Here is a 22,513-nt window from a genome sequence, read left to right as displayed (position 1 = left end):
GAATTTTTCGTCATATTAACGAAGCCGCGGCCCATTTCCACCCTTTTCATTGCAGCAATCGGAACCCATAGGGCGCAGACTTGTTTCCACTCCGCACGCGCACAGGAAGGACATGCCGATGGGACTGACCGAGGGCCGCGGCCCCAAGACCGTCTGGAGCAATCCCGCCGAGATCATTCGCAGGCTGACGCCGGAAAATCCGGTGATGGTCTTTGCCCCCTCGGTCCTGCGCGCCGCCGCGCAGCGTTTCCTGCAAGGCTTTCCGGGCCTGGTCACCTATGCGGTCAAGTCCAACCCGGACGAGGCGGTGATCCGCACCCTCTCGGCCGCCGGGGTCAAGGGCTTCGACGTGGCCTCGCCCTATGAGATCGACCTGATCGGCCGGCTGGCGCCGGACGCGGCACGCCATTACCACAACCCCGTGCGTTCGCAGGCCGAGATCGCCCATGCCGTCGAGGCCGGGATCAAGTCCTGGTCGGTGGACAGCCGTTCGGAGCTGGATAAGCTTTTCGTCCGCGTGCCCGCCGAGAATTGCGAGATCTCGCCGCGCTTCAAGCTGCCGGTGCTGGGCGCGGCCTATGACTTCGGCTCGAAATTCGGCGCCTCGCCGGAACTGGCGGCGGAACTGCTGCGCGCGGTGGCGGATCGCGGCTATATCCCCTCGCTGACCTTCCACCCGGGCACGCAATGCACCGATCCGCATGCCTGGGAAAGCTACATCACAACCGCGGCCGAGATCTGCGCCATGGCCGGCGTCAAGGCGCGGCGGCTGAACGTCGGCGGCGGCTTCCCCTCGCATCGCGTGACCGGGGTCGAGCCCGACCTGACCGCGATCTTCCAGTTGATCCGCCGTGTGACCGACGAAGCCTTCGGCACCGACGCGCCGCAACTGGTCTGCGAGCCCGGGCGCGGGCTTTGCGCCGATGCCTTCGCGCTGATCACCCGCGTCAAGGCGGTGCGCGACGGCCAGAACGTGTTCCTGAACGACGGCGTCTATGGCGGGCTGTTCGAACTGCCCATCGTCGGCAACCTCGACCGGCTGCAAGTGCTGACGCCCGAGGGCACCCCGCGCGAGGACGAGCCGATGCCGCGCATCATCTTCGGCCCGACCTGCGATTCGGTGGACCGACTGCCGGGCGAACTGACCCTGCCGGCCAATATCCAGGAGGGCGACTATGTCATCTTCCACGGTGCCGGCGCCTATTCGACCGTCACCAACACCCGATTCAACGGTTTCGGGCTGATGGCACACCTGACCGTGAACGCGCTTGAATAGGCATTAATCGACGCTTCGTTTTTCCGTGCTAGCGTCGGCGTATGGAATCAACGCGTCCGCCGATATGCCAGATCGTCCTGATGGATGGCACCTTCGCCTCGCTGACCGAGGGGCGAAGGTCGTCCATCGCCCGAATCCATGCCTTGCTCTCGGGCGAATGCGGCGCGCTGCCCGCGCCTGTGCGGGTGCATTACGCCCCCGGCCAGCAATGGGATGCCTGGCGCACGCTGCCGGAACTGGCCATGGGCTCGGCGTTGGAGCGGCATATCTGCGATGCCTATGCCTGGCTTGCGCGCGAATGGCGGCCGGGCAATCCGCTGTTTTTCTTTGGCTATTCCCGTGGCGCCTTTGCGGTGCGCTCGCTTGCGGGGATGATCGGGCGGGTCGGGCTGCTGACCCATGCCCATGCCACGCGCCGCAACGTGCAGCAGGCCTGGCAGCTTTACCGACAGGGCCGCGACCGGCTGGTCGGCAGGCTGGACCCCACGCTTTGCCATCCGGTGGTGCCGATTCGCATGATCGGCGTCTTCGACACGGTGATGGCGCTGGGGATCAGGTTGCCGCTGCTCTGGATGCTGACCGAGCCGCGCTTTCGCTTCCACGACGCGCATCTGGGTGCCGAGGTCGAGCATGGCGTGCAGGCGCTGGCCCTGGACGAGACTCGCGCCGCCTTTCAGCCGCTGATCTGGGACAGCGCCTCGACGCCGGGCCGGATCGAGCAGATGTGGTTTCGCGGTTGCCACCCGGACGTGGGCGGCCAGCTTCTGGGGCTGGAATATGCCCGGCCGCTGGCCAATATCCCGCTGGTCTGGATGATGTCGCGGGCCGAAGGGTTCGGCCTGCCGCTGCCCGACGATTGGCGCAGGCATTTCGCCTGCGACGCCACCGCGCCTTCGGTCGGGTCGTGGCGCAACTGGGGCAAGGCATTCCTGGCGCGCGCGCCGCGCCTTGCCGGGGCGGACCCGTCCGAGGTGCTGCATCCTTCCGTGCCGCGGCCCTATACCGGCCCGGCACTGCTGGCCGGGGCGCTGGCCGATGCCGCCCCGCCGCGCCCGCATCGCCGGCTGGTCCGGGCGAGGCCGAAGGTGCCGGCTGCGGCGGGGTCCGCAATGGCCGCGCAGGCCGCAGCGGTCGCGCAGACCCGCACGCAGCCCGAGACGGCGGCACAACCCGGCGAGGGGCCGGATGGCTGACGCCTTGGCCCTTCCCGCCGTCCCGGTTCAGGCCACCCGCGAGAATTCGCCCTTGGGCTGGATTCCCAGCGCGGCGCAGACCTTCAGCACCAATTCGGGCTTGTTCAGCGTATAGAAATGCAGCTTGTCCACGCCGCCCTCGACCAGCCGCTCGCACAGCTTGACGCAGACATCCAGCGCCAGTTGCGCCTCGCCTTCCTTGCCGGCGGCGGCAAAGGCGTCCTCGGCCCATTGCGGGACCGAGGTGCCGCAGCGTTCGGCAAAGCGGCGGGTGCCGGCCCAGCTTTGGATCGGCAGGATGCCGGGGATGATCGGCGCATGGATCCCCGCCGCGAGGCAGGAGTCGCGAAAGCGAAAATAGGTCTCGGCGTCAAAGAAGAACTGCGTCATCGCCGAAGTCGCGCCGGCATCGACCTTGCGCTTCAGCCAGGCCACGTCGGCGGCGGTGTCGGGGCTTTCGGGGTGCGGTTCGGGATAGGCGCCGCAGCGGACGGTCATGTCGCCGCGCGCCGCGATCGCCTCGATCAACTCGACCGAATTGGCGAAACCGTCGGGATGCGGGGTAAAGCGGTCCTGCCCTTGCGGGGCATCGCCGCGCAGCGCCACGATCTCATGCACGCCGGCGGCCGCGTAATCCTGGACGATCTGCAGCGTTTCCTCGCGCGTGGCATCGACGCAGGTCAGGTGGGCGGCGACGTTCAGCCCGTAATGGCTGGCCAGCGCCGTCACCGCCTCATGCGTCAGCTGCCGGGTGGTGCCGCCCGCGCCATAGGTGACCGAGACGAAATCCGGGCCCAGGGGCGCCAGCGCGCGCGCCGTCTCCCACAGCCGGAACGACTGGTCGAGGTTCCGGGGCGGAAAGAATTCGAAGCTGATCGCGGGTGTCGTCATGGTGCCATCCTTTTGTCGCAGGCCTTGTGACATGCGCGGCGACGTGAGACAAATTCATAATCCTCAAGATTATCATGAGTTCCGATCAAGATGCACCTTGAACTTCGCCACCTGCGCAGCCTGCGCGCCATCCATGAGCAGGGGGGGTTGGCCCGCGCGGCCGAGGTGCTGAACCTGACGCAATCGGCGCTGTCGCACCAGATCAAGGCCCTGGAAGAGCAGGCCGGGGTCGAGCTTTTCCTGCGCAAGACCAAGCCCTTGCGGTTGTCGGCGGCGGGGATGCGGCTGTTGCGCACGGCCGAGCAGGTCTTGCCGCTGATCGAGGCGGCCGAGGCCGATTTCCGTGCCGTTGAGCTGGGCCGGGCCGGGCGGCTGCATGTGGCGATGGAGTGCCATCATTGCTTCGACTGGCTGCTGCCGGTGCTGGACCAGTTCCGCCGCGCCTGGCCCGAGGTCGATCTGGACATCCGCTCCAGCCTGGCGCTGAAGGCGCTGCCGGCCTTGCAGCGGGGGCAGGTGGACATGGTGATCTCCTCCGACCCCGAGGAACTGGCCGGCATCACCTTCCAGCCGCTGTTCGACTATGCCCCGACCATGGTGGTCGCCGCCGGCCATCGGCTGGCCGCCAAGGGCTATGCCGAGCCGGCCGACCTGGCGGGCGAGACGCTGATCACCTATCCGATGGACCGCGCGCGGCTGGACGTTTTCTCGCAATTCCTCGATCCGGCCGGGGTCGAGCCCGCGCATCTGCGGCAGGTCGAACAGACGGCCATCGCGCTGATGCTGATCGCATCCGGGCGCGGGGTGGCGGTGATGCCCGACTGGGTGCTGCGCGCCCAGGCCGGCAATCCCGAACTGGCGCTGCTGCCGCTGGGCCGTCAGGGCATGTTGCGCCGGCTTTACGCCGCGCTGCGGACCGAGGATCTGCAACAGCCCTATATGGCGCATGTGCTGCGCCTGGCCAGAACCGAGCCGGTCAGGATGATGCGCGCCCTGGCGCAGGGCTGACCTTTGTGCCGGAGGGCAGCGAGGACGGTCATCCTCGGGATCATGGTTAAAATAATACTCGTTCAGCCGGATCCCGAGGAGCCCTTCCCGGGCATGTGCCTTGGCCGCAAGGGCCGCGGGCCATGCCGCAAGCGGTATTCTTCATCCCGGCCGCGCATGCTGGACCAGCCGGTCCGCAGCATGTTCAAGCCGGCCTCTACGGGCGATTGTCGCGCCGTGCGGCATAACGGAACGCCCCAACTAAATCATGGCGCGTATTTTAGTCAATATGGACAATATCGAAAGCCCCGGCAAATGCGTGTATCGGCTTTTGCCGCGCGGCAGGCCCCGTGCCCGGCCAGGGGCGGATCGGCCACAGCGTCCGGCCGGGAGTGCCGGCCGGATTTGACAAACTCCGGCAATCGCTGGATGAATCCCATTCACCCCTTGCGATCAGGACCGTCATGGCCAGCCTTCCCACCGATCCCAAGCTTAGCGCCTCCGTCTCGGACGGCGTGCTGCGGCTGGCGGGCGAGTTCACCGTCTGGACGCTGGGCCAGTTGCCGCCCGAAGCGGGGACCGCAAGCCGGCTGGAGCTGTCGGGGCTGACCCGCCTCGACACCGCCGCCGCCTGGTATCTGACCGGGCGCGAACGCGAGGGGGCAAGCCTGGACGGGTTGACCGGGACGCAGGCGCAACTGCTCGACACCGTGCGGCAGGCGCTGCCGCAGCCCGAGGCCGAATCTGCGGGCCCTGCCGGCTGGCGGCTGATGCTGGAGCAGACCGGCCGCCGCATGGTCGCCGCGCTGGTGTTCCTGCGCGAGATCGCGGAATATCTGGGCCGCTTTCTGGCCGCGCTGGCGCGCGGCATCCGGCATCCCGGCGATTTCCGCTTTACCTCGCTGGTGTATCACTGCCAGGAAACCGGGCTGCGCGCCGTGCCCATCGTGGCGCTGATGTCGTTCCTGATCGGCATCGTGCTGGCCTTTCAGGGCGCGGTCCAGCTGCGCCAGTTCGGGGCCGAGGTCTTTGTCATCGACCTGATCGCCATTTCGATCCTGCGCGAACTGGGCATCCTTCTGACCGCGATCATCGTGGCGGGCCGCACCGCCTCGGCCCTGACCGCCTCGATCGGCTCGATGAAGATGAACGAGGAAATCGACGCCATGCGCACGCTGGGGCTGGACCCCGACATGGTGCTGATCCTGCCGCGCGTGCTGGCGCTGATCATCACCCTGCCGATCCTGGGCCTGATCGCCAATATCGCCGGGCTGGTCGGCGGCGCGCTGATGTCCTGGATCGAACTTGGCATCTCGCCTTCGATGTTCCGCTATCGGCTCCTGGCGGATACCAGCGTCGACCATGTCATCGTCGGCCTGTCCAAGGCGCCGGTCTTTGCGCTGATCATCGGCGTCATCGGCTGCCATGCCGGGATGAAGGTCGGCAAGGACGCGGAATCGCTGGGCGCCGAGACCTCGCGCGCCGTGGTCAACGCGATCTTTGCCGTGATCGTCGCGGATGCGCTGTTCTCGATCTTCTTCTCCGAGGTGGGGCTGTGAGCGGGAATATCATCGAGGTTCGGGGCTTGCGCACCCAGTTCGGCCGCCATGTGGTGCATGACGGGCTGGACCTCGACCTGCGGCGGGGCGAGATCCTGGGCGTGGTCGGCGGCTCGGGCACCGGGAAATCGGTGCTGTTGCGCACCATCGTCGGGCTGAACCGGCCGACCGCCGGCACGGTCCGGGTCTTCGACCAGGACGTGGGCGCGCTGACCGGCCCCGCGCGCGAGGCGCTGGAGCGGCGCTGGGGCGTGATGTTCCAGGGGGGCGCGCTGTTTTCCTCGCTGACCGTGCGCGAGAATGTCGAGGTGCCGCTGCGCGCCGTGCCGGGGCTTACGCCCGAGGCGCGGCAAGGGCTGGCGGAACTCAAGGTCTCGATGGCCGGGCTGCCGTGGAACGCGAACGACAAATATCCCTCGGACCTGTCCGGCGGCATGAGAAAGCGCGCGGGGCTGGCGCGCGCGCTGGCGCTGGACCCCGAGATCCTGTTCCTGGACGAGCCGACGGCGGGGCTTGATCCCATCGGTGCCGATGCCTTCGACCGGCTGATCGTCGAGTTGCGCAATGCGCTGGACCTCTCGGTCTTTCTGGTGACGCATGACCTCGATACGCTGCATGCCTGTTGCGACCGCATCGCGGTCCTGGCGGAAAAGAAGGTGCTGGTCAGCGGCACCATGGCCGAAATGCTTCGGGTCGATCACCCTTGGGTGCATGAATATTTCCACGGCCCGCGCGCCCGCGCCGCCATGACCACCGGCCGCGCAAAGGAGTAAGCCCATGGAGACCAAGGCCAATTACGTCCTGATCGGAGCCTTTACCATCGCGGGCTTCCTGGGGATGCTGTTGTTCCTGATGTGGTTCGCCAAGCTGCAACTGGACCGGCAATTCGCCTATTATGACATCTATTTCCCAGAGGTGTCGGGCTTGGGCGTGTCCTCGGAGGTGCTTTTCGCCGGGCTTTCCGTCGGCAAGGTCGTGGACATGCAACTGTCGCCAAGCGTGAACGGCGCGGTCCGGGTTCGGGTCGAGGTGGCCGAGGATACGCCGGTGCGCACCGATTCCCGCGCCTCGATCGAGATCCAGGGCGTCACCGGCATCGCCAATGTCGCGATCACCTCGGGCCGGCCCGATTCGCCGCTGCTGCGCGACGTGGACCCGGATTCGATCCCGGTGATCGCCGCCAACCGCTCGGCCCTGCAAACGCTGTCGGAACAGGGCCCCGAGATGCTGTCGCGGCTGAACACCGTGGCCGAGCAACTGACCAAGCTGCTGGGCGACGAAAACCAGGACCGGGTGCGCAACATTCTGGACAATGTGGAACGCTCCAGCGCCAACCTGGACAAGGCATTGGCCGATGTGACCACGGCCACCGATTCCATCGCCTCGGCGGCATCCGACATCTCGGCCTTCGGCGAACGGCTGGACGGGCTCAGCGCGGCGGCCGAGACGACGCTGGGCAATGCCGACACCGCGCTGGCCAAGTTCAACGAAAGCGCAGCCAAGGTCGATACGGCGCTGGACTCCGGCACCGCCACGCTGGACGAGGTGCGCGCCTATGTCTCGGGCGACCTGAAGACGCTGACGCAACGGCTGGACCAGACCGCCGCCACGCTGCAATCCGATCTGAACCGGCTGACCGAGCGCGCGGACCAGAGCCTCGACAGCCTGGATGCGGCGCTGGAGGTCGGGAGCCGCACGCTGGCCTCGGCCGAGCGGGCCTTCGACGGCGCCGACCGGGTCATCAACAGCAATGTCGAGCCGGTGGTGGCCGATCTGCGCGTGACGCTGGGCAAGGCGAACGAGGCCATTGACCGCGTGGTCGCCGACCTGCCCGAGATCACCGACCGCTTTCGCAATGCCGCCGACAGCGCCGATGCCGCCTTTGCCAGTCTGCGCGGCATGCTGGACAGCGCCCGCGCCCCGGTGCAGGCTTTCACCCGCGAGGGGCTGCCGCAATTCACCCGCATGGCCAGCGATCTGCGCGGGCTGGTGGGCAATGTGAACGAGCTGGTCTCGGCGCTGAGGCGCAACCCGTCGCAAGTCTTCTCGGGGCCGCGCGTGCCCGAGTTCCGCCGTTGAGGGAGTCCATGATGCGCATCACCGCCGCCCTGCTTGTCCTGACCCTGACCCTGCCGGGCTGCGCCGCGCTGCGCGCGCTGGAGGGAGAGCCCGACCGCGATGTGTTCGAGCTGCGCCCGCCTTCGGACGTGCCGCGCAGCTGCGGCCGGGGCCGGTTGGCCGAACTGGTGATCGAGCCGCCCAAGGCGCGCGGCACGCTGGACACCGACCGCATCATGGTCCGCCCGAACGAATTGCAGACGCAATACCTGCCCGATGCGCGCTGGGGCGATACGGTGCCCGTCACCCTGCAGACCCTGCTGGTGCGCGGCTTTGGCGTCTATGACGCCTTTACCCATGTCGGCCGCGCGCCGCTGGGCACGGCCGGCGACTACGCGCTGATTTCCGAGGTCAACGACTTCAATGCCGAGGTCGCGGGGCAGGGCGCCATCATCAAGTTGACGGTCGATGCGCAGATGGTGCGCGAGATGGACGCCCGCGTCGTCTCGCGCGGGCATTTCACCGCCACCGCCCAGGCGCCGACGACGAAAACCGCCGACCTGATCCCGGCCTTCGATGCGGCGGGCCAGCAGCTTGTCGCGCAGATGACCGATTGGGGATTGCGGGCGGTGGGGGTCAATCCTGCGCGCTGCCGTTAGCCCAGGTCAGACGATGCCGTGCTGTTTCAGCAGCGCCTCTTCGTCGCCGGTCACCCAGCCAAAGACCCTGGGCGTGCCGTCGAGGATCTGGACGAGGTAATGCACCTCGAATTCGATGGCGATTTCGGGCGCGTCGCTCCGGTCATAGAGGGCCGTCCAGCCGACATGGGCCACGCAATGCAGCGCGTCCATCGGCGACAGCCGGATCTCGCGGATCGTCATCTTTTTCGTGCCGATGGCCCGGTAATGCGCATAACCCTGCGCCATGGCCTGCCGTAGCTGATCGTCGTTGCGCCCCGCCTTCACCCCGGCCGGAGAGGCGGCGATGAATTCCGGGGCGTAGAGCGCGGCGACCTCTTCCATCTCCGCCTCGCCGGCCAGGGCCTGCGCGAACAGCCGCTCATAGCGGGCGAAGAATGTGCGAATGATGTCCTCCATGGCTTCCTCCTGTCAGCCCTTGTGGAAATGATCGACGATCTTCTGCGCCATGGCTTCGCTGATGCCCTCGACCGCGACCAGATCGGCAAGGCCGGCGCGACTGACCGCCTTGGCGCTGCCGAAATGCGCCAGAAGCGCCCGCTTGCGGGCGGCGCCGATACCGGCGATCTCGTCCAGCGGGTTGGCCATCACCGCCTTGGCCCGCTTGGCGCGATGGGTGCCGATGGCCCAGCGATGCGCCTCGTCCCGCAGGCGCTGGATGAAATACAGCACCGGATCGTTCATCCGCAGGGCGAAGGGGCGCTGGCCGTGACGGTGGAACTCTTCCTTGCCGTGGTCGCGATCCTCGCCCTTGGCGACGCCGATCATCGGAATGTCCTCGACCCCCATCTCGGCCATGATCTCATGCACGGCCGAGACCTGCCCCGCGCCGCCGTCGATCAGCAAGAGGTCGGGCCAGGCGTCGGTCTGGCGGTCGGGATCCTCTTTCAGCAGGCGCGAAAAGCGGCGGGTCAGCACCTCTTTCATCATGCCGAAATCGTCGCCCGGCGTGATCTCGGTGCCCTTGATGTTGAACTTGCGATACTGGCTCTTGATCCAGCCCTCGGGGCCGGCGACGACCATGCCGCCCACGGCATTGGTGCCCTGGATATGGCTGTTGTCATAGACCTCGATGCGCTGCGGAACGGCAGGCAGGTCCAGGGCCTCGGCCAGCCCCTCCAGCAGCCGCTGCTGCGCGGCGCTTTCCGACATGCGCCGCGCCAGGCTTTCGCGGGCGTTGCGCAGGGCGTTTTCCACCAGTTCGGCCTTTTCGCCGCGCCGGGGCACGCCCAGCGTGACCTTGCGCCCGGCCTTTTCCGACAGCGCCTCGGTCATCAGGTCGGGGTCCTCGATGCCGTGCGACAGCAGGATCAGCCGTGGCGGCACCTTGCCGTCGTAGAACTGCGCCAGGAAAGCCTGCATCACCTCGTCGGCCGACTCGACCCCGTTCAGCCGGGGATAGAAATCGCGGTTGCCCCAGCTTTGGTTGCCGCGGATGAAAAAGACCTGCACGCAGGCCTGCCCGCCCTCCATGTGCAGCGCGATCACGTCGGCCTCGGGTACGCCGCGCGGGTTGATCGCCTGCACCGATTGCACGGCGGTCAGCGCCTTGATGCGGTCGCGCAAGGCGGCGGCGCGTTCGTATTCCATCGCCTCGGCCGCCTCGGCCATCTCGCGGGCCAGCTGGGCCTGGATTGCGGTGGACTTGCCTTGCAGGAACAGCTCGGCATCGGCGACCAGGGCGTTGTATTCCTCCAGCCCGATGCGGCCGACGCAGGGCGCGCTGCACCGCTTGATCTGGTAAAGCAGGCAGGGCCGCGTCCGGCTGGAAAAGGTCGCGTCGGTGCAAGAGCGCAGCAGGAACACCCGCTGCAACTGGTTCAGCGTCCGGTTGACCGCCCCGGCGCTGGCGAAGGGGCCGTAATAGTCGCCCTTTTCCGCCTTGGCGCCGCGATGCTTCTTGATCTGCGCGAAGGGGTGCGACTTCGCCACCAGGATGTTCGGAAAGCTCTTGTCGTCGCGCAGCAGCACGTTGTAGCGCGGCTTGAGCTGCTTGATGAGGTTCTGCTCCAAGAGCAGCGCCTCGGTCTCGGTGCGCGTGGTCAGGAACATCATCGAGCAGGTCTCGCGGATCATCCGCGCGATCCGCGCCGAATGCCCGCTGCCGCGCGCATAGTTCGAGACCCGCGCCCGCAGGTTCCGCGCCTTGCCAACGTAAAGCACCGCCCCCTGCTGGTCCAGCATCCGATAGACCCCCGGCGAGCCGTCGAGCGTCTTCAGATAGTCCTGGATCAGCGCGTGGCCCGTCTTGGCGGGGCGCGTTTCTGGGGTGGAATCGGTCATATGGCTAACCAAATGATTCTCGGGCTCGGCTGCAAGCTGGTGCTGGGAAGTTCAAGCTGAATCCTGTCCACGGAATCTGTGGATAACTCTGTGAATCAGCTTGGGAGTATCACGCGTTCAATTAGCGTTTGTTGGGGTTTCCTCGATTTGCACAAATTCTAGGCACTAGAATAAGGTATTGATTAAAGGAGATATTTTTTCTCTCCTTCACAATCCTCTGAATTTCTTACCAGAATCGTGAAGATTGCGTGAACGCGTTCCGCAAGGTGGACAACTTGCCGCAGACCGGCGGATTTTTGCTCTATTCGACTCCCAGGACATCGGGGGTTCGCCAGGCCAGATGCTGGCCGCCGTCCACGCAGATCAGCTGTCCGGTGACCGAAGGCGCGTCCATCAGATAGCCTAGCGCGGCGCAGACATCCTCGGGTCCGGCGCCGCGTTGCAGGATGGTCGCGGCGCGCTGGTTGGCGAAATGGCTGTCGGACTGGCGGATGCCCTGCATGGTCGGGCCGGGGCCGATGGCATTGACGCGGATATCCGGCGCCAGTGCCTGGGCCGAGGTTCGCGTCAGCCACCACAGGCCGGCCTTGGCCAGCGAATAGGTCATGAACTCCGGCGTCGGCTTCAGCACGCGCTGGTCGATCATGTTGACGACCAGCCCGCGCGCCACCGGCTCGGTGCCGCTGCGGTCGGCCTTGGGAACCTGGCGCGCGAATGCCTGCGTCAGGATGAAGGGTGCGCGCAGGTTCGAGCCCATGTGGCGGTCCCAGCTTTCGTGCGTCGCCGTGGCGATATTGTCGTATTCGAAGATCGAGGCGTTGTTGACCAGAAGCGTCAGCGGTCCCAGCGTGGCATGGGCACGGTCCACCAGCGCCTCGCTCTGGTCGAGATCCAGAAGGTCGGCCTCGAAGATCTGGGCGCGCACGCCCATGGCGCGGGCCTCGGCGGCGGTGGCCTCGGCATCGGCGGCCGAGCTTTGGTAATGGATCGCCACGTCCAGCCCGCGCCGGGCCAGATACAGCGTGATGGCACGGCCCAGACGGCGGGCGCCCCCGGTCACCAGCGCGGTCATTTCCGCCCGATCCCCAGCAGCCTCGCGATCACGCGGCGCACCCCCGGGCCGGCGGCCAGGGCCAGCGCGACGATGATGAGCAGGCACAGGATGACGGTCTTGATCATCCGCGCCCCGCCCCAAAACGCGCGAAGGCGCTGCGTTCCTCGATGCCGTCGATGAAATCATCGGCGGAGAGGCCGAAGCGGCGCAGCAGCGGCACACGCTGGCCATAGGTCAGGAAGCGCACCTCCTTGCCGTAAAGCTCGCGCATCTTCGGGACCAGATGGGCGATCCCGTCGGCAAGTCCCAGTTCGACTGCCTCGCGGCCGGTCCAGATCTCGCCGGTGAACAGGTCGCGATCCTCGGGCAGGCGGTTGCCGCGCCGCGCGCGCACCTGTTCCTTGAACGCCTCGTGGATCGGACCCAGCAGGCGGTCCAACCGCTCGATGTCCTCGGGGGTCTGGGGCCGGAACGGATCCAGCATCGATTTCGAGCGACCGGCGGTATGCACGCGGCGCTCGATGCCGTGGCGCTGGATCAGCTCGACGAAGCCGAAGCCCGAGGAGATCACCCCGATCGAGCCCAGCACCGAGCTGTCGTCGGCCCAGATGTAATCCGCCGCCGTGGCCAGCCAATACCCGCCCGAGGCCGCCACGTCCTCGACGAAGGCATGGACCGGGATCCCGCGCTCTTCGGCCAGGCGGCGGATGCGGGCGCCGATCAGGCTGGACTGGACCGGCGAGCCGCCGGGCGAGTTCAGAGCCAAGGCCACGGCGGCGGGCTTGCGCCGCTTGAAGGCGCGTTCCAGCAGAGGCGCCAGCGCGGCATCGGACAGGCCGGGGCCGCCGCGACCGGCAACCCCGATGGCACCTTGCAGGCGCAGGACGGCGACGGTGGCCGGGCGGTTCAGGAACGGAATTCTCATGGGCTCCAGATAGGCAGATGCGGGGCTGCGGGCAAGCTCTCAGCCGCGGGCTTTCAGAAAAGCGAGGACTTCGGTGCGGTCGGGCATGGCATCGCCGGCGCCCCTGCGGGTGACTTGCAGCGCCGCTGCGGCTGCTGCATGGCGCAGGGCGGTCGGCGGGTTCTCGCCCCGTGCCAGCCCGGCGGCGAACCAACCGGTAAAGCAATCCCCGGCGCCGGTCGTATCCACCGCCTCTACCGCAAAGGCCGGCTGGTGCCAGGCCTGCCCGCCGCGCAGGTCGCGGAATTCGGCCCCCTCGGCGCCGCGGGTGACCAGCAGGCCCTCGACGGGCAGATCCTCGCCGAAGGCGGCGAAGGTGTCGCGGGCCTCGATCTCGTTCACCGACAGGATCGAAACATGCGGCAAAACCTCGCGCAGCGCCGCGATGCTGAAGGGGGCGGCGGAATAGATCACCCGCGCGCCCGCCCGACGGGCCAGCGCGGCGGTTTCGGCCTGCAGGTTGGTTTCGTTCTGCATCAGCAGGATGTCGTCCGGGCCAAAGCCGATGCCGCTGGCCAGGGCCGCCGGCAGGGCGAGGTTGGCGCCGCCATGCAGCACGATCGAGTTCTCGCCCGCGGTATCGACCAGGATGATCGCATGGCCGGTGGCGATGTCCGGCAGCCGGGCGATGGCCGAGGTCTGGACACCCGCCTCGGCAAGCCGCCCAAGCACCCAGCCGTCGCTCGCGGCCATGGCGCCCAGATGGACGACATCGGCCCCGGCTCGGGCGGCGGCGACCGACTGGTTGGCACCCTTGCCGCCCAGCCCCTGGGCATAGGATTGCGCGTGCAGCGTCTCGCCCGGGCGGGGCAGGGCGGGCAGGCGATAGACGTGATCGATGTTGATCGAGCCGAGATTGTAGATCGTCATATCCAGCCTCTTGCCAACGTCGCACCGGGCCATCTGAACGGCGCGCGGGCAGCTTGTCCATATCAGGCAGGGCGAAAGCGCGTCCCGGCAAAGAAAAACGCGCCCCGGAGGGCGCGTTTCAGGATCAGGACCGGGCGATCATTCCGGCTTGCGCGGATGCTTGATCGGCTGCCACAGCTTCTTGTTGGTCAGGTAGAGCAGCGCTGCAAGCACGATCAGGAAGATCACCGAGACGAAGCCGACCTGCTTGCGATCCATCATCTTGGGCTCGGCGGTCCACATCAGGAAGGCGGCCACGTCGGTCGCCATCTGGTCGACGGTCGCCGGGGTGCCATCCTCATAGGTGACCTGGTCGTCGCTGAGGGGCGCCGCCATCTGGATCCAGTTCCCGGCGAAGGCGGCGTTGTGGTAAAGCACCGCGCCTGCCTCTTCCTTTTCCTCGCCGTCATAGCCGGTCAGGACGGCATGGATGTATTCCGGGCCGCCGATGCCGTTGAACAGCTGCGAAAGGCCGGTGCCGTAGGGGCCGTGGAACCCGGCGCGCGCCTTGGCCATCAGCGACAGGTCCGGTCCCATCCCCTCACCGCTGACGGTGGGGAAGTGGTCGGTCGGAACGCGCGGGCGATCCTCTTCGGTTTCCGGGTCGGTGATGTCGAAGTTCGCGGCATAGGCGCGGACCTGATCCTCGGGCAGCTGCGGGCCGCCCTCGTCGGCAAGGGTGCGCAGCGGCACATAGCGCAGGCCGTGGCAGGCCGAGCAGACCTCGGTATAGACCTGCAAGCCGCGCTGCAGCTGATGCTGGTCGAACTTGCCGAAGGGCCCCTCGAAGCTGAACGAGATGTCCTCGATATGCGCGGCGGCATGGCTGTCGCCTGCCTCTTGAGCGGCCGCGTCGCCATGATCGGCAGCGGCTTCGTCTTCGACGACTTCCTCTGCGGGAGCTTCCTCGGCGGCGGCCTCCTCTGCGGGGGCTTCCTCCTCGGTCGCTTCCGGCTCTTCGGCGGCCGGTTCCTCGGCAGCTGCTTCGGGCTCGGCCGGGGCTTCCTCGGCCGCGGCCTCCTCGGCAGGAGCGTCTGCGGCCGGCTCTTCCGCGGGTTCTTCCGCTGCCGGTTCCTCGGCAGCCGGCTCCTCGGCCGGGGCCTCTTCCGTGGTCGCTTGCGCTTCCTCGGCAGCGGGCTCGGCTTCGGCGTCCGGTTCCTCGGTTGCCGCCGGCTCGTCCGCGGCCGGCTCTTCGGCCGGCGTTTCCGTGGCGGCCGGTTCTTCCGTTACCTCGGCTTCCCCGGCCTCGGCCTCTTCCGCTGCCGGCTCGTCCGCGGCTTCCGCCGCCGGTGCCGTGTCGGCAGCCGCGGGAGCGGCCTCGTTCGTATGATAGCTCGAGCCCGCAGGAGCCGTCGTGCCGGGCGCGGTGCTTGCGTCCTGTGCCACGGCGCCGCCTGCCAGGGCAACGGTCAGGGCCGCAACAGCCGTGAGCGATGCGTTTCTCAGGGTCATTGTTGCCTCTCCTTACTCGGCAGGATGGGTTTCAGGCCCGTAATGGGCATTGAAGTCTTCCTCGATGGTCTGCGGCATCGCATCGGGTTTTTCGATGATGCCCAGCAGCGGCAGGATGATGAGGAAATAGGCGAACCAATAGGCCGAGCCGGCCAGCGCGATATAGGGATAGATCCCCTCGGCCGGCATGGCGCCCACCCACATCAGGACCACGAAGTCCACCGCCAGCAGCCAGAACCACCACTTGAACAGCGGGCGATACTGGCCCGAGCGTACGCGCGAGGTGTCAAGCCACGGCACCAGGGCCATGACCAGGATGGCGCCGAACATCGCGATCACGCCGAAGAACTTGGCGTCGATGATGCCGAAGGACAGCCAGTTGACCAGCATCACCACCCAGACATCGGCGGTGAAGGCGCGCAGGATGGCGTAGAAGGGCAGGAAATACCATTCCGGCACGATATGCGCGGGCGTCACCAGCGGGTTCGCCTCGATATAGTTGTCGGGATGGCCCAGATAGTTCGGCATGAAGCCGACGATGGCGAAGAACACGACCAGCACAACGGCCAGCGCGAACAGATCCTTGATCACGAAATAGGGCCAGAAGGGCAGGGTGTCCTTCTTCGCCTCTTCCTTCGAGCCGCGACGGACCTCGACGCCGGTCGGGTTGTTGTTGCCGGTGGTGTGGAAGGCCCAGATATGGACCACTACCAGCGCCGCGATGACGAAGGGCAGCAGGTAATGCAGCGAGAAGAAGCGGTTGAGCGTGGGGTTGTCCACCGCCGGGCCGCCCAGCAGCCAGGTCTGGATCGCTTCGCCGACGCCCGGGATCGCGCCGAAGAGGCCGGTGATCACCGTGGCGCCCCAGAAGGACATCTGGCCCCAGGGCAGCACATAGCCCATGAAGGCGGTGCCCATCATCATCAGATAGATCAGCATGCCGACGATCCAGGTCACCTCGCGCGGGGCCTTGTAGGAGCCGTAATAGAGGCCGCGGAAGATGTGGATATAGACGGCGAGGAAGAACAGCGAGGCGCCGTTCGCATGCAGGTAGCGCAGCATGTAGCCGCCGTTCACGTCGCGCATGATATGCTCGACCGAGGCGAAGGCCAGGTCGACATGCGGCGTGTAATGCATCACCAGCACGATGCCGGTCGCGATTTGCAGCACCAGGCAGAAGGCCAGCACGATGCCCCAGATCCACCACCAGTTGAGGTTCTTGGGGGTGGGGATCATCAGGGTGTCGTAGACCAGGCTGACGATGGGCAGGCGGCGATGCAGCCAGCGCTCGAAGCCCGTCTTGGGCTCGTAATGGTCGTGGGGAATTCCGGCCATGTGCGCCTCCTCAGCCCAGCTTGATGGTGGTGTCGTCGAGGAATTCGGCGACGGGGATATGCAGGTTCTGCGGCGCCGGCCCCCTGCGGATGCGGCCCGAGGTGTCGTAATGCGACCCGTGGCACGGGCAGAACCAGCCGCCGAAATCGCCGGCGCCGTCGCCGATCGGCACGCAGCCCAGATGGGTGCAGACGCCGATCATCACCAGCCACTCGCCGGCCTCGTCCATCGTGCGGTTTTCGTCGGTGGCGGGCGCGTCGGGCTTGTTGGAGTTCTGGGCGCTCCGGTCGATCAACTGGCCCAGATCGACCTCACGGCCGGCCTGGATCTCGTCCTCGGTGCGGCGACGGATGAACACGGGCTTGCCGAGCCATTTCACCGTCAGCTGGGTGCCGGTCTCGACGCCGCTGACATCGACCTGGATCGAGGCAAGCGCCTGCACATCGGCCGAGGGGTTCATCTGGTTGACAAGGGTCCAGGCGGCGGCCCCGGCCGCGACGGTGCCGGCACCGGCCGTCGCGTAGTAGAGGAAGTCCCTCCGGGTGGCGCCGTGATCGCCTGCGTGTTCGTCTGCGTGGGACACGGGTTTGATCTCCATTTATGCCCCGGAATTCGGGGCGATACGACGGAACGGGCCGTGTTTTGCACAAGCCCTCGCCGCGCGGTTCTAGCGATCAAATCCCCGTCAGTCCAGCGGCCCCGGTGTCCGGCAGCGCCGCAAATCGCCGCAGGTGTGGGATTTTGGTTGCGCGGGAACAGGCGCCTTTCCGCGTGTTTGCGCTAAAGCAGTCCTTCGCTGCGAAAGCTGAGTTCGCGCGACCTGCCGATGATCAGGTGGTCGTGGACCGCGATTCCCATCACCTCGGCCGCCGCGACGATGCGGTTCGTCATGCCGATGTCGGCCTGCGATGGGGTCGGGTCGCCCGAAGGATGGTTGTGCACCAGAATCAGCGCGCTGGCGGACAGTTCCAGCGCCCGGCGCATGATCTCGCGCGGATAGACCGGGACGTGATCGACGGTGCCGCGCGCCTGTTCCTCATCCGCGATCAGCACATTCTTGCGGTCGAGATAGAGCACCCGGAACTGTTCGATCTCGCCATGCGCCATGGCGGTGTGGCAATAGTCCAGCAGCGCGTCCCAACTGGTCAGCACCGGGCGATGCATGACGCGCGACCGGGCGAGCCGTTGTGCCGCCGCCTCGACGATCTTCAGCTCTTGCAGGACGGCGGGGCCGAGGCCCGAAACCTCGGCCAGCCGGGCGGGCGGGGCGGAAAGCACGCGGTTGAAATCCCCGAAACGATCGAGCAGCCGGCGTGCCAGGGGCTTCACGTCCTGGCGCGGGATGGCGCGGAACAGCACCAGCTCCAGAAGTTCGTAATCGGGCATGGCCGCCGCGCCGCCCTGCATGAAGCGTTCCCGCAGCCGGGCACGGTGATCGGCGATATAGCTGGGCGGGCGTGTGCCGCACGCAACGGAGGCGGCCCCGGCGAGCGGAGCTTCATCCCCCGCAGAGCCTGGCGCGGGGGCGAAAAGCGGCAATGGTGCTTCGTGAAAGGCGCGATTCGGTTCCATGCCGCCAGACTGGCATGGAGGGGTGAACAGGCGGTTAACGCCCGATCAGCCCTTCATTTCGTCCCAGAACCCCTTGATCTTCTGGAAAAAGCCCTGGGTCTGCGGGTTGTTGTCGGCATTGATGGCCTCGAACTCGCGCAAAAGCTCTTTCTGGCGCGCGGTCAGGTTCACCGGCGTCTCGACCGCCAGCTCGATCAGCATGTCGCCGGCTTCGCCGTTCAGCCCCGGCCCGTGGCGCAGGGGCGGCATGCCCTTGCCGCGCAGCCGCAACTGCTTGCCCGATTGCGTGCCCGGCGGCACCTTGACGCGCGAGCGGCCGCCGTCGATGGTCGGCACCTCGATCTCGCCGCCGAGCGCGGCGGTGGTCATGCTGACCGGAACCTGGCAGGCCAGCATCCGGCCGTCGCGCATGAAGATCGGATGTTCCCTGACCTCGATGAAGATGTAGAGGTCGCCCGCCGGACCGCCGCGCATCCCGGCATCGCCCTCGCCCGCCAAGCGGATGCGGGTGCCGGTCTCGACCCCGGCGGGAATGTTCACCGACAGCGTGCGCTCTTTCTGGACGCGTCCGGCGCCACGGCATTCCTGGCAGGGATTCTTGACGATCTGGCCATGGCCGCTGCAGGTCGGGCAGGTGCGCTCGACGGTGAAGAAGCCCTGCGTCGCCCGGACCTTGCCCATGCCCGAACAGGTGGGGCAGGTGGCGGGCTCGACCGCGCCCTCGGCGCCGGTGCCGTTGCAGGCGGCGCAGGCGACCGAACCGGGAACGTTGATGGTCTTTTGCGCGCCGTTATAGGCTTCTTCCAGCGAGACGCGCAGATTGTAGCGCAGATCCTGGCCGCGGCTGGCACGAGAACGCCCGCCGCCACCGGCGCGGCGGCCCATCATGTCGCCGAACAGGTCCTCGAACACGTCGGCGAAGGCCGAGCCGAAATCGCCATGGCCGTTGCCCCGGCCGAAACCGCCGCCGCCGTTCTCGAAGGCGGCATGGCCGAAGCGGTCATAGGCGGCCTTCTTCTGGTCGTCCTTCAGGCACTCGTAAGCCTCGTTCACTTCCTTGAACGCGGCTTCGGACACCTTGCAATCCTTGTTGCGGTCGGGGTGCAACTGCTTTGCCTTGGCGCGGTAGGCCTTCTTGATCTCGTCGGCCGAGGCGCCCCGTGCAACGCCCAGCACCTCGTAATAGTCACGTTTCGCCATGTCGTTCGAGTCCGGGGTCTTTCAAGAAATGGCCGGCCCGTGCGGGTCTGCATCGGGCCGGCCGGATGGTTCGCATCGCGCTTACTTGCGCTTGTCTTCGCCGAGATCCTCGAAATCGGCATCGACGATCTCGTCATCCACGTCGCGCGGTCCGGCCTCGCCCTCGGCATCGCCGGTGCCGGCTTCGGCCTGGCTGGCCTTGTAGATGGCCTCGCCCAGCTTCATCGAGGCGTCCATCAGGTTCTGGATGCCGCCCTTGATCTTGCCGGCATCCTCGGACTTGAGGGCCTCTTCCAGCGCGCCGACGGCCAGTTCGATCGCCTCGACGGTCGAGCCGTCCACCTTGTCGCCATGCTCTTCCAGCGACTTCTTGGTGGTGTGGATCAGGCTTTCGGCCTGGTTCTTGGCCTCGACCAGCTCCTTGCGCTGCTTGTCGGCCTCGGCATTGGCTTCGGCGTCCTTGACCATGCGGTCGATCTCGTCATCCGAAAGGCCGCCCGAGGCCTGGATGGTGATCTTCTGCTCCTTGCCGGTGCCCTTGTCCTTGGCGCTGACGCTGACGATGCCGTTCGCGTCGATGTCGAAGGTCACCTCGATCTGCGGCATGCCGCGCGGTGCCGGCGGGATGTTTTCCAGGTTGAACTGGCCCAACAGCTTGTTGTCGGCCGCCATCTCGCGCTCACCCTGGAAGACCCGGATGGTCACGGCGTTCTGGTTGTCCTCGGCGGTCGAGAAGATCTGCGACTTCTTGGTCGGGATGGTGGTGTTGCGGTCGATCAGCCGGGTGAACACGCCGCCCAGCGTCTCGATGCCCAAGGACAGCGGCGTCACGTCCAGCAACACCACGTCCTTGACGTCGCCTTGCAGCACGCCGGCCTGGATGGCGGCGCCAAGCGCCACGACCTCGTCGGGGTTCACGCCCTTGTGCGGTTCCTTGCCGAAGAAGGCGGTCACTTCCTCGACCACTTTCGGCATGCGGGTCATGCCGCCGACCAGCACGATCTCGTCGATGTCGCCCTTGGACATGCCGGCATCCTTCAGCGCGTCCTGCACCGGCTTCATCGTGCGCTTGATCAGGTCGCCGACCAGGCTTTCCAGCTTGGCACGGGTCAGCTTCATGACCATGTGCAGCGGCGTGCCCGAATCCTTGTCCATCGAGATGAACGGCTGGTTGATCTCGGTCTGGCTGGAGCTCGACAGCTCGATCTTGGCCTTCTCGGCGGCTTCCTTGAGGCGCTGGAGCGCCATCTTGTCCTTGGTCAGGTCGACGCCGTGTTCCTTTTTGAACTCGTCGGCCAGGTAGTTGACGATGCGCATGTCGAAGTCCTCACCGCCCAGGAACGTGTCCCCGTTGGTGGATTTGACTTCGAAAAGCCCGTCGTCGATTTCCAGGATGGTGATGTCGAAGGTGCCGCCGCCGAGGTCGTAGACCGCGATGGTCTTGCTGTCCTTCTTGTCGAGGCCATAGGCCAGCGCCGCCGCGGTCGGCTCGTTGATGATGCGCAGGACTTCCAGCCCGGCAATCTTGCCGGCATCCTTGGTGGCTTGGCGCTGGGCGTCGTTGAAATAGGCGGGAACCGTGATCACCGCCTGGGTGACCGGCTCGCCCAGGTAGGATTCTGCGGTTTCCTTCATCTTCTGCAGGATGAAGGCGGAAATCTGGCTGGGCGAATATTTGTCGCCGCGCACCTCGACCCAGGCGTCGCCATTGCCGCCGTCGACGATGGCATAGGGGACGAGCTTCTTGTCCTTCTCGACTTCCGCGTCGGTGGTGCGGCGGCCGATCAGGCGCTTGACGGCAAAGACCGTGTTCGACGGGTTGGTGACCGCCTGGCGCTTCGCGGGCTGGCCGACCAGACGTTCGCTGTCGGTGAAGGCGACGATCGAGGGCGTGGTGCGCGCACCTTCCGAGTTCTCGATGACCTTGGGCTGGCTGCCGTCCATGATGGCGACGCAGCTGTTGGTGGTTCCGAGGTCGATGCCGATGACTTTGGACATGCAATAACCTTTCTTGCGGCGATATTCTGGGCCTTGGGTCCTTAAACGGCCCCCGAAGCCCGATCCCTGGATTGAGCGAGGGGGACCCTGTTCAGGGCCCCTTCGCACTTCATGGGCCTATATAGGAAGGGGTCTGGCGGGCTGCAAGCTGGCCGGACGGCAGAAAACATGCCGTCGGCGCCTGCGGTCGGGGCGCCGGCGCGCGGCCGGGCAAGGCCCGGCGCGAAGGCACGGCAGATGCGGGGCGGGGCGCGGCATCAGCGGCCGGCCGACCAGCTGATCGAGACCGTCCGGCGGGTCACGAATTCCGCCATCAGCCCGATCATCAGCAGCGTCAGCGTGGCATAGAGCGGATAGTCCAGCGACGAGTTGCGCGGCGAGTAGTTGATGAAGGCAAAGCCGCGCGTCTGGTCGATGACATGGAACAGCGGGTTCCACGAGAACATGTGCAGCAACGCGCTGGGCATCAGGTTCGCCACGAACATCTTGCCCGAAAACACCATGTTGATGCGCTGGTAGAACTGCGTCAGCACCTGGATGCCCTGCGGCCACCAGGGCCGGAGCGACAGGAAGATCAGCCCGATGCAGCACCCCGCGAACCAGGAAAGCAGCAGCATGGCATAGCAGCCCAGCGGGTTGTCGATCTGGATCGGCTGGATCAGGTAGTGATAGCCGGTCAGCACCACGATGCTGGAGAAGGTCTGCTTGTAGAGCGAGGCGAGCGCCGCGGCCGTGATCATCACCGCGGTGTTCATCGGCCCGTGCTTCATCATCTGGTTGTTGGGACTGCCCGCCGAGGCCACCGCGCCGATGGCCTGGGAATGGGCCATGAACATGAAGATGCCGGACATGATATAGACGATGTAGTCGCCCCGGATCGGCGCATGCCGGACCCCCATCATGGCGAAGATCAGGTAGAAGCCCGTGATCATGACGATGGCCTGCGTGACCGTCATGATCAGCCCGACCACGGCATTGCGCTGGCCCTTGCGCAGGTTGTTGACCGTGACATGATAGATCAGCGACAGCGTGGTGAACGCGGCTTCGAGCAGGTTGCGGCTGCGGCGCTGGGTGAACATCGGCG

General features: G+C 66.6%; 20 protein-coding genes. 7 read left to right on the top strand and 13 right to left on the bottom strand.

Features of this window, described 5'->3' with window-relative positions:
- Positions 1-118 precede the first annotated feature (118 nt).
- A complete protein-coding gene (locus tag BLT64_RS05775) occupies positions 119-1,276 on the top strand; it encodes a type III PLP-dependent enzyme (RefSeq protein ID WP_041530253.1) in 1,158 nt (385 codons plus the stop codon).
- Positions 1,277-1,356: 80 nt separating this feature from the next.
- Entirely contained in the window at positions 1,357-2,469 is a 1,113-nt protein-coding gene (locus BLT64_RS05770) for a T6SS phospholipase effector Tle1-like catalytic domain-containing protein (RefSeq protein ID WP_230999373.1), read from the top strand.
- Between the two features lie 27 nt (positions 2,470-2,496).
- Here the strand turns inward: BLT64_RS05770 and metF are convergent, their stop codons facing one another.
- A complete protein-coding gene (metF, locus tag BLT64_RS05765) occupies positions 2,497-3,360 on the bottom strand; it encodes a methylenetetrahydrofolate reductase [NAD(P)H] (protein WP_011748603.1) in 864 nt (287 codons plus the stop codon).
- 90 nt (positions 3,361-3,450) lie between these two features.
- Between metF and BLT64_RS05760 the strand changes: the two genes are divergently transcribed.
- The 5 genes from BLT64_RS05760 to BLT64_RS05740 all read left to right on the top strand — a co-directional run bounded on the left by BLT64_RS05760 (position 3,451) and on the right by BLT64_RS05740 (position 8,623).
- Positions 3,451-4,368: a LysR family transcriptional regulator gene (locus tag BLT64_RS05760; protein WP_011748602.1), complete on the top strand. Its 918-nt coding sequence runs from the start codon at positions 3,451-3,453 to the stop codon at positions 4,366-4,368.
- 443 nt (positions 4,369-4,811) lie between these two features.
- Entirely contained in the window at positions 4,812-5,906 is a 1,095-nt protein-coding gene (locus tag BLT64_RS05755) for an MlaE family ABC transporter permease (RefSeq protein WP_011748601.1), read from the top strand.
- On the top strand, positions 5,903-6,679 hold the full coding sequence (locus BLT64_RS05750) for an ABC transporter ATP-binding protein (RefSeq protein WP_011748600.1): 777 nt from the start codon (positions 5,903-5,905) through the stop codon (positions 6,677-6,679). Before BLT64_RS05755 ends, BLT64_RS05750 begins: the two co-directional genes overlap by 4 nt.
- 4 nt (positions 6,680-6,683) lie before the next feature.
- Complete coding sequence (locus BLT64_RS05745; protein ID WP_011748599.1) at positions 6,684-7,985, top strand: MlaD family protein; 1,302 nt, start codon at positions 6,684-6,686, stop codon at positions 7,983-7,985.
- Between the two features lie 8 nt (positions 7,986-7,993).
- Positions 7,994-8,623 (top strand): ABC-type transport auxiliary lipoprotein family protein, encoded by a 630-nt coding sequence (locus BLT64_RS05740; protein ID WP_164901591.1) that lies wholly within the window; start codon positions 7,994-7,996, stop codon positions 8,621-8,623.
- A 6-nt stretch (positions 8,624-8,629) separates the two neighbouring features.
- On the opposite strand, the gene BLT64_RS05735 is transcribed toward BLT64_RS05740, so the two are convergent.
- The 12 genes from BLT64_RS05735 to BLT64_RS05680 all read right to left on the bottom strand — a co-directional run bounded on the left by BLT64_RS05735 (position 8,630) and on the right by BLT64_RS05680 (position 22,508).
- Positions 8,630-9,061 carry a DUF6841 family protein gene (locus tag BLT64_RS05735; protein WP_011748597.1) on the bottom strand — a complete coding sequence of 144 codons (432 nt, stop codon included), beginning with the start codon at positions 9,059-9,061 and terminating at the stop codon, positions 8,630-8,632.
- Between the two features lie 12 nt (positions 9,062-9,073).
- The gene (uvrC, locus tag BLT64_RS05730) at positions 9,074-10,945 is read right to left on the bottom strand and encodes an excinuclease ABC subunit UvrC (RefSeq protein WP_011748596.1); all 1,872 of its coding nucleotides are present in this window, start codon (positions 10,943-10,945) and stop codon (positions 9,074-9,076) included.
- Positions 10,946-11,246: 301 nt separating this feature from the next.
- A complete protein-coding gene (locus tag BLT64_RS05725) occupies positions 11,247-12,017 on the bottom strand; it encodes an SDR family oxidoreductase (RefSeq protein WP_011748595.1) in 771 nt (256 codons plus the stop codon).
- Between the two features lie 103 nt (positions 12,018-12,120).
- Entirely contained in the window at positions 12,121-12,924 is an 804-nt protein-coding gene (locus BLT64_RS05720) for a S49 family peptidase (protein ID WP_011748593.1), read from the bottom strand.
- A 39-nt stretch (positions 12,925-12,963) separates the two neighbouring features.
- The gene (locus tag BLT64_RS05715) at positions 12,964-13,833 is read right to left on the bottom strand and encodes a ribokinase (RefSeq protein WP_011748592.1); all 870 of its coding nucleotides are present in this window, start codon (positions 13,831-13,833) and stop codon (positions 12,964-12,966) included.
- Positions 13,834-13,971: 138 nt separating this feature from the next.
- The gene (locus tag BLT64_RS27590; RefSeq protein WP_011748591.1) at positions 13,972-15,324 is read right to left on the bottom strand and encodes a cytochrome c1; all 1,353 of its coding nucleotides are present in this window, start codon (positions 15,322-15,324) and stop codon (positions 13,972-13,974) included.
- 12 nt (positions 15,325-15,336) lie between these two features.
- Positions 15,337-16,659 carry a cytochrome b gene (petB, locus tag BLT64_RS05705; protein WP_011748590.1) on the bottom strand — a complete coding sequence of 441 codons (1,323 nt, stop codon included), beginning with the start codon at positions 16,657-16,659 and terminating at the stop codon, positions 15,337-15,339.
- A gap of 10 nt (positions 16,660-16,669) precedes the next feature.
- A complete protein-coding gene (gene petA / locus BLT64_RS05700) occupies positions 16,670-17,257 on the bottom strand; it encodes a ubiquinol-cytochrome c reductase iron-sulfur subunit (RefSeq protein WP_011748589.1) in 588 nt (195 codons plus the stop codon).
- A 182-nt stretch (positions 17,258-17,439) separates the two neighbouring features.
- Entirely contained in the window at positions 17,440-18,231 is a 792-nt protein-coding gene (radC, locus tag BLT64_RS05695) for a RadC family protein (RefSeq protein WP_011748588.1), read from the bottom strand.
- 45 nt (positions 18,232-18,276) lie between these two features.
- Positions 18,277-19,431, bottom strand: a complete 1,155-nt coding sequence (dnaJ, locus tag BLT64_RS05690; RefSeq protein WP_011748587.1) for a molecular chaperone DnaJ — start codon at positions 19,429-19,431, stop codon at positions 18,277-18,279.
- A gap of 81 nt (positions 19,432-19,512) precedes the next feature.
- Positions 19,513-21,429 carry a molecular chaperone DnaK gene (dnaK, locus tag BLT64_RS05685; RefSeq protein ID WP_011748586.1) on the bottom strand — a complete coding sequence of 639 codons (1,917 nt, stop codon included), beginning with the start codon at positions 21,427-21,429 and terminating at the stop codon, positions 19,513-19,515.
- A 257-nt stretch (positions 21,430-21,686) separates the two neighbouring features.
- A complete protein-coding gene (locus BLT64_RS05680) occupies positions 21,687-22,508 on the bottom strand; it encodes an ABC transporter permease (RefSeq protein WP_011748585.1) in 822 nt (273 codons plus the stop codon).
- Positions 22,509-22,513 lie beyond the last annotated feature (5 nt).

It is taken from the genome of Paracoccus denitrificans (assembly GCF_900100045.1).
Taxonomy (GTDB): domain Bacteria; phylum Pseudomonadota; class Alphaproteobacteria; order Rhodobacterales; family Rhodobacteraceae; genus Paracoccus; species Paracoccus denitrificans.
Note: the sequence above shows the minus strand (reverse complement) of the source record. Positions and strands in the feature narration are given on the sequence as shown.

Bases quoted from the DNA above. Each gene is read 5' to 3' on its own strand.
- uvrC (WP_011748596.1), bottom strand. From the start codon at position 10,945: ATGACCGATTCCACCCCAGAAACGCGCCCCGCCAAGACGGGCCACGCG.
- BLT64_RS05740 (WP_164901591.1), top strand. From the start codon at position 7,994: ATGATGCGCATCACCGCCGCCCTGCTTGTCCTGACCCTGACCCTGCCG.
- petB (WP_011748590.1), bottom strand. From the start codon at position 16,659: ATGGCCGGAATTCCCCACGACCATTACGAGCCCAAGACGGGCTTCGAG.
- BLT64_RS05745 (WP_011748599.1), top strand. From the start codon at position 6,684: ATGGAGACCAAGGCCAATTACGTCCTGATCGGAGCCTTTACCATCGCG.
- BLT64_RS05755 (WP_011748601.1), top strand. From the start codon at position 4,812: ATGGCCAGCCTTCCCACCGATCCCAAGCTTAGCGCCTCCGTCTCGGAC.
- BLT64_RS05775 (WP_041530253.1), top strand. From the start codon at position 119: ATGGGACTGACCGAGGGCCGCGGCCCCAAGACCGTCTGGAGCAATCCC.
- dnaJ (WP_011748587.1), bottom strand. From the start codon at position 19,431: ATGGCGAAACGTGACTATTACGAGGTGCTGGGCGTTGCACGGGGCGCC.
- BLT64_RS05770 (WP_230999373.1), top strand. From the start codon at position 1,357: ATGGATGGCACCTTCGCCTCGCTGACCGAGGGGCGAAGGTCGTCCATC.
- BLT64_RS05715 (WP_011748592.1), bottom strand. From the start codon at position 13,833: ATGACGATCTACAATCTCGGCTCGATCAACATCGATCACGTCTATCGC.
- radC (WP_011748588.1), bottom strand. From the start codon at position 18,231: ATGGAACCGAATCGCGCCTTTCACGAAGCACCATTGCCGCTTTTCGCC.
- petA (WP_011748589.1), bottom strand. From the start codon at position 17,257: ATGGAGATCAAACCCGTGTCCCACGCAGACGAACACGCAGGCGATCAC.
- dnaK (WP_011748586.1), bottom strand. From the start codon at position 21,429: ATGTCCAAAGTCATCGGCATCGACCTCGGAACCACCAACAGCTGCGTC.
- BLT64_RS05760 (WP_011748602.1), top strand. From the start codon at position 3,451: ATGCACCTTGAACTTCGCCACCTGCGCAGCCTGCGCGCCATCCATGAG.
- BLT64_RS05735 (WP_011748597.1), bottom strand. From the start codon at position 9,061: ATGGAGGACATCATTCGCACATTCTTCGCCCGCTATGAGCGGCTGTTC.
- BLT64_RS05720 (WP_011748593.1), bottom strand. From the start codon at position 12,924: ATGAGAATTCCGTTCCTGAACCGCCCGGCCACCGTCGCCGTCCTGCGC.
- metF (WP_011748603.1), bottom strand. From the start codon at position 3,360: ATGACGACACCCGCGATCAGCTTCGAATTCTTTCCGCCCCGGAACCTC.
- BLT64_RS27590 (WP_011748591.1), bottom strand. From the start codon at position 15,324: ATGACCCTGAGAAACGCATCGCTCACGGCTGTTGCGGCCCTGACCGTT.
- BLT64_RS05680 (WP_011748585.1), bottom strand. From the start codon at position 22,508: ATGTTCACCCAGCGCCGCAGCCGCAACCTGCTCGAAGCCGCGTTCACC.
- BLT64_RS05725 (WP_011748595.1), bottom strand. From the start codon at position 12,017: ATGACCGCGCTGGTGACCGGGGGCGCCCGCCGTCTGGGCCGTGCCATC.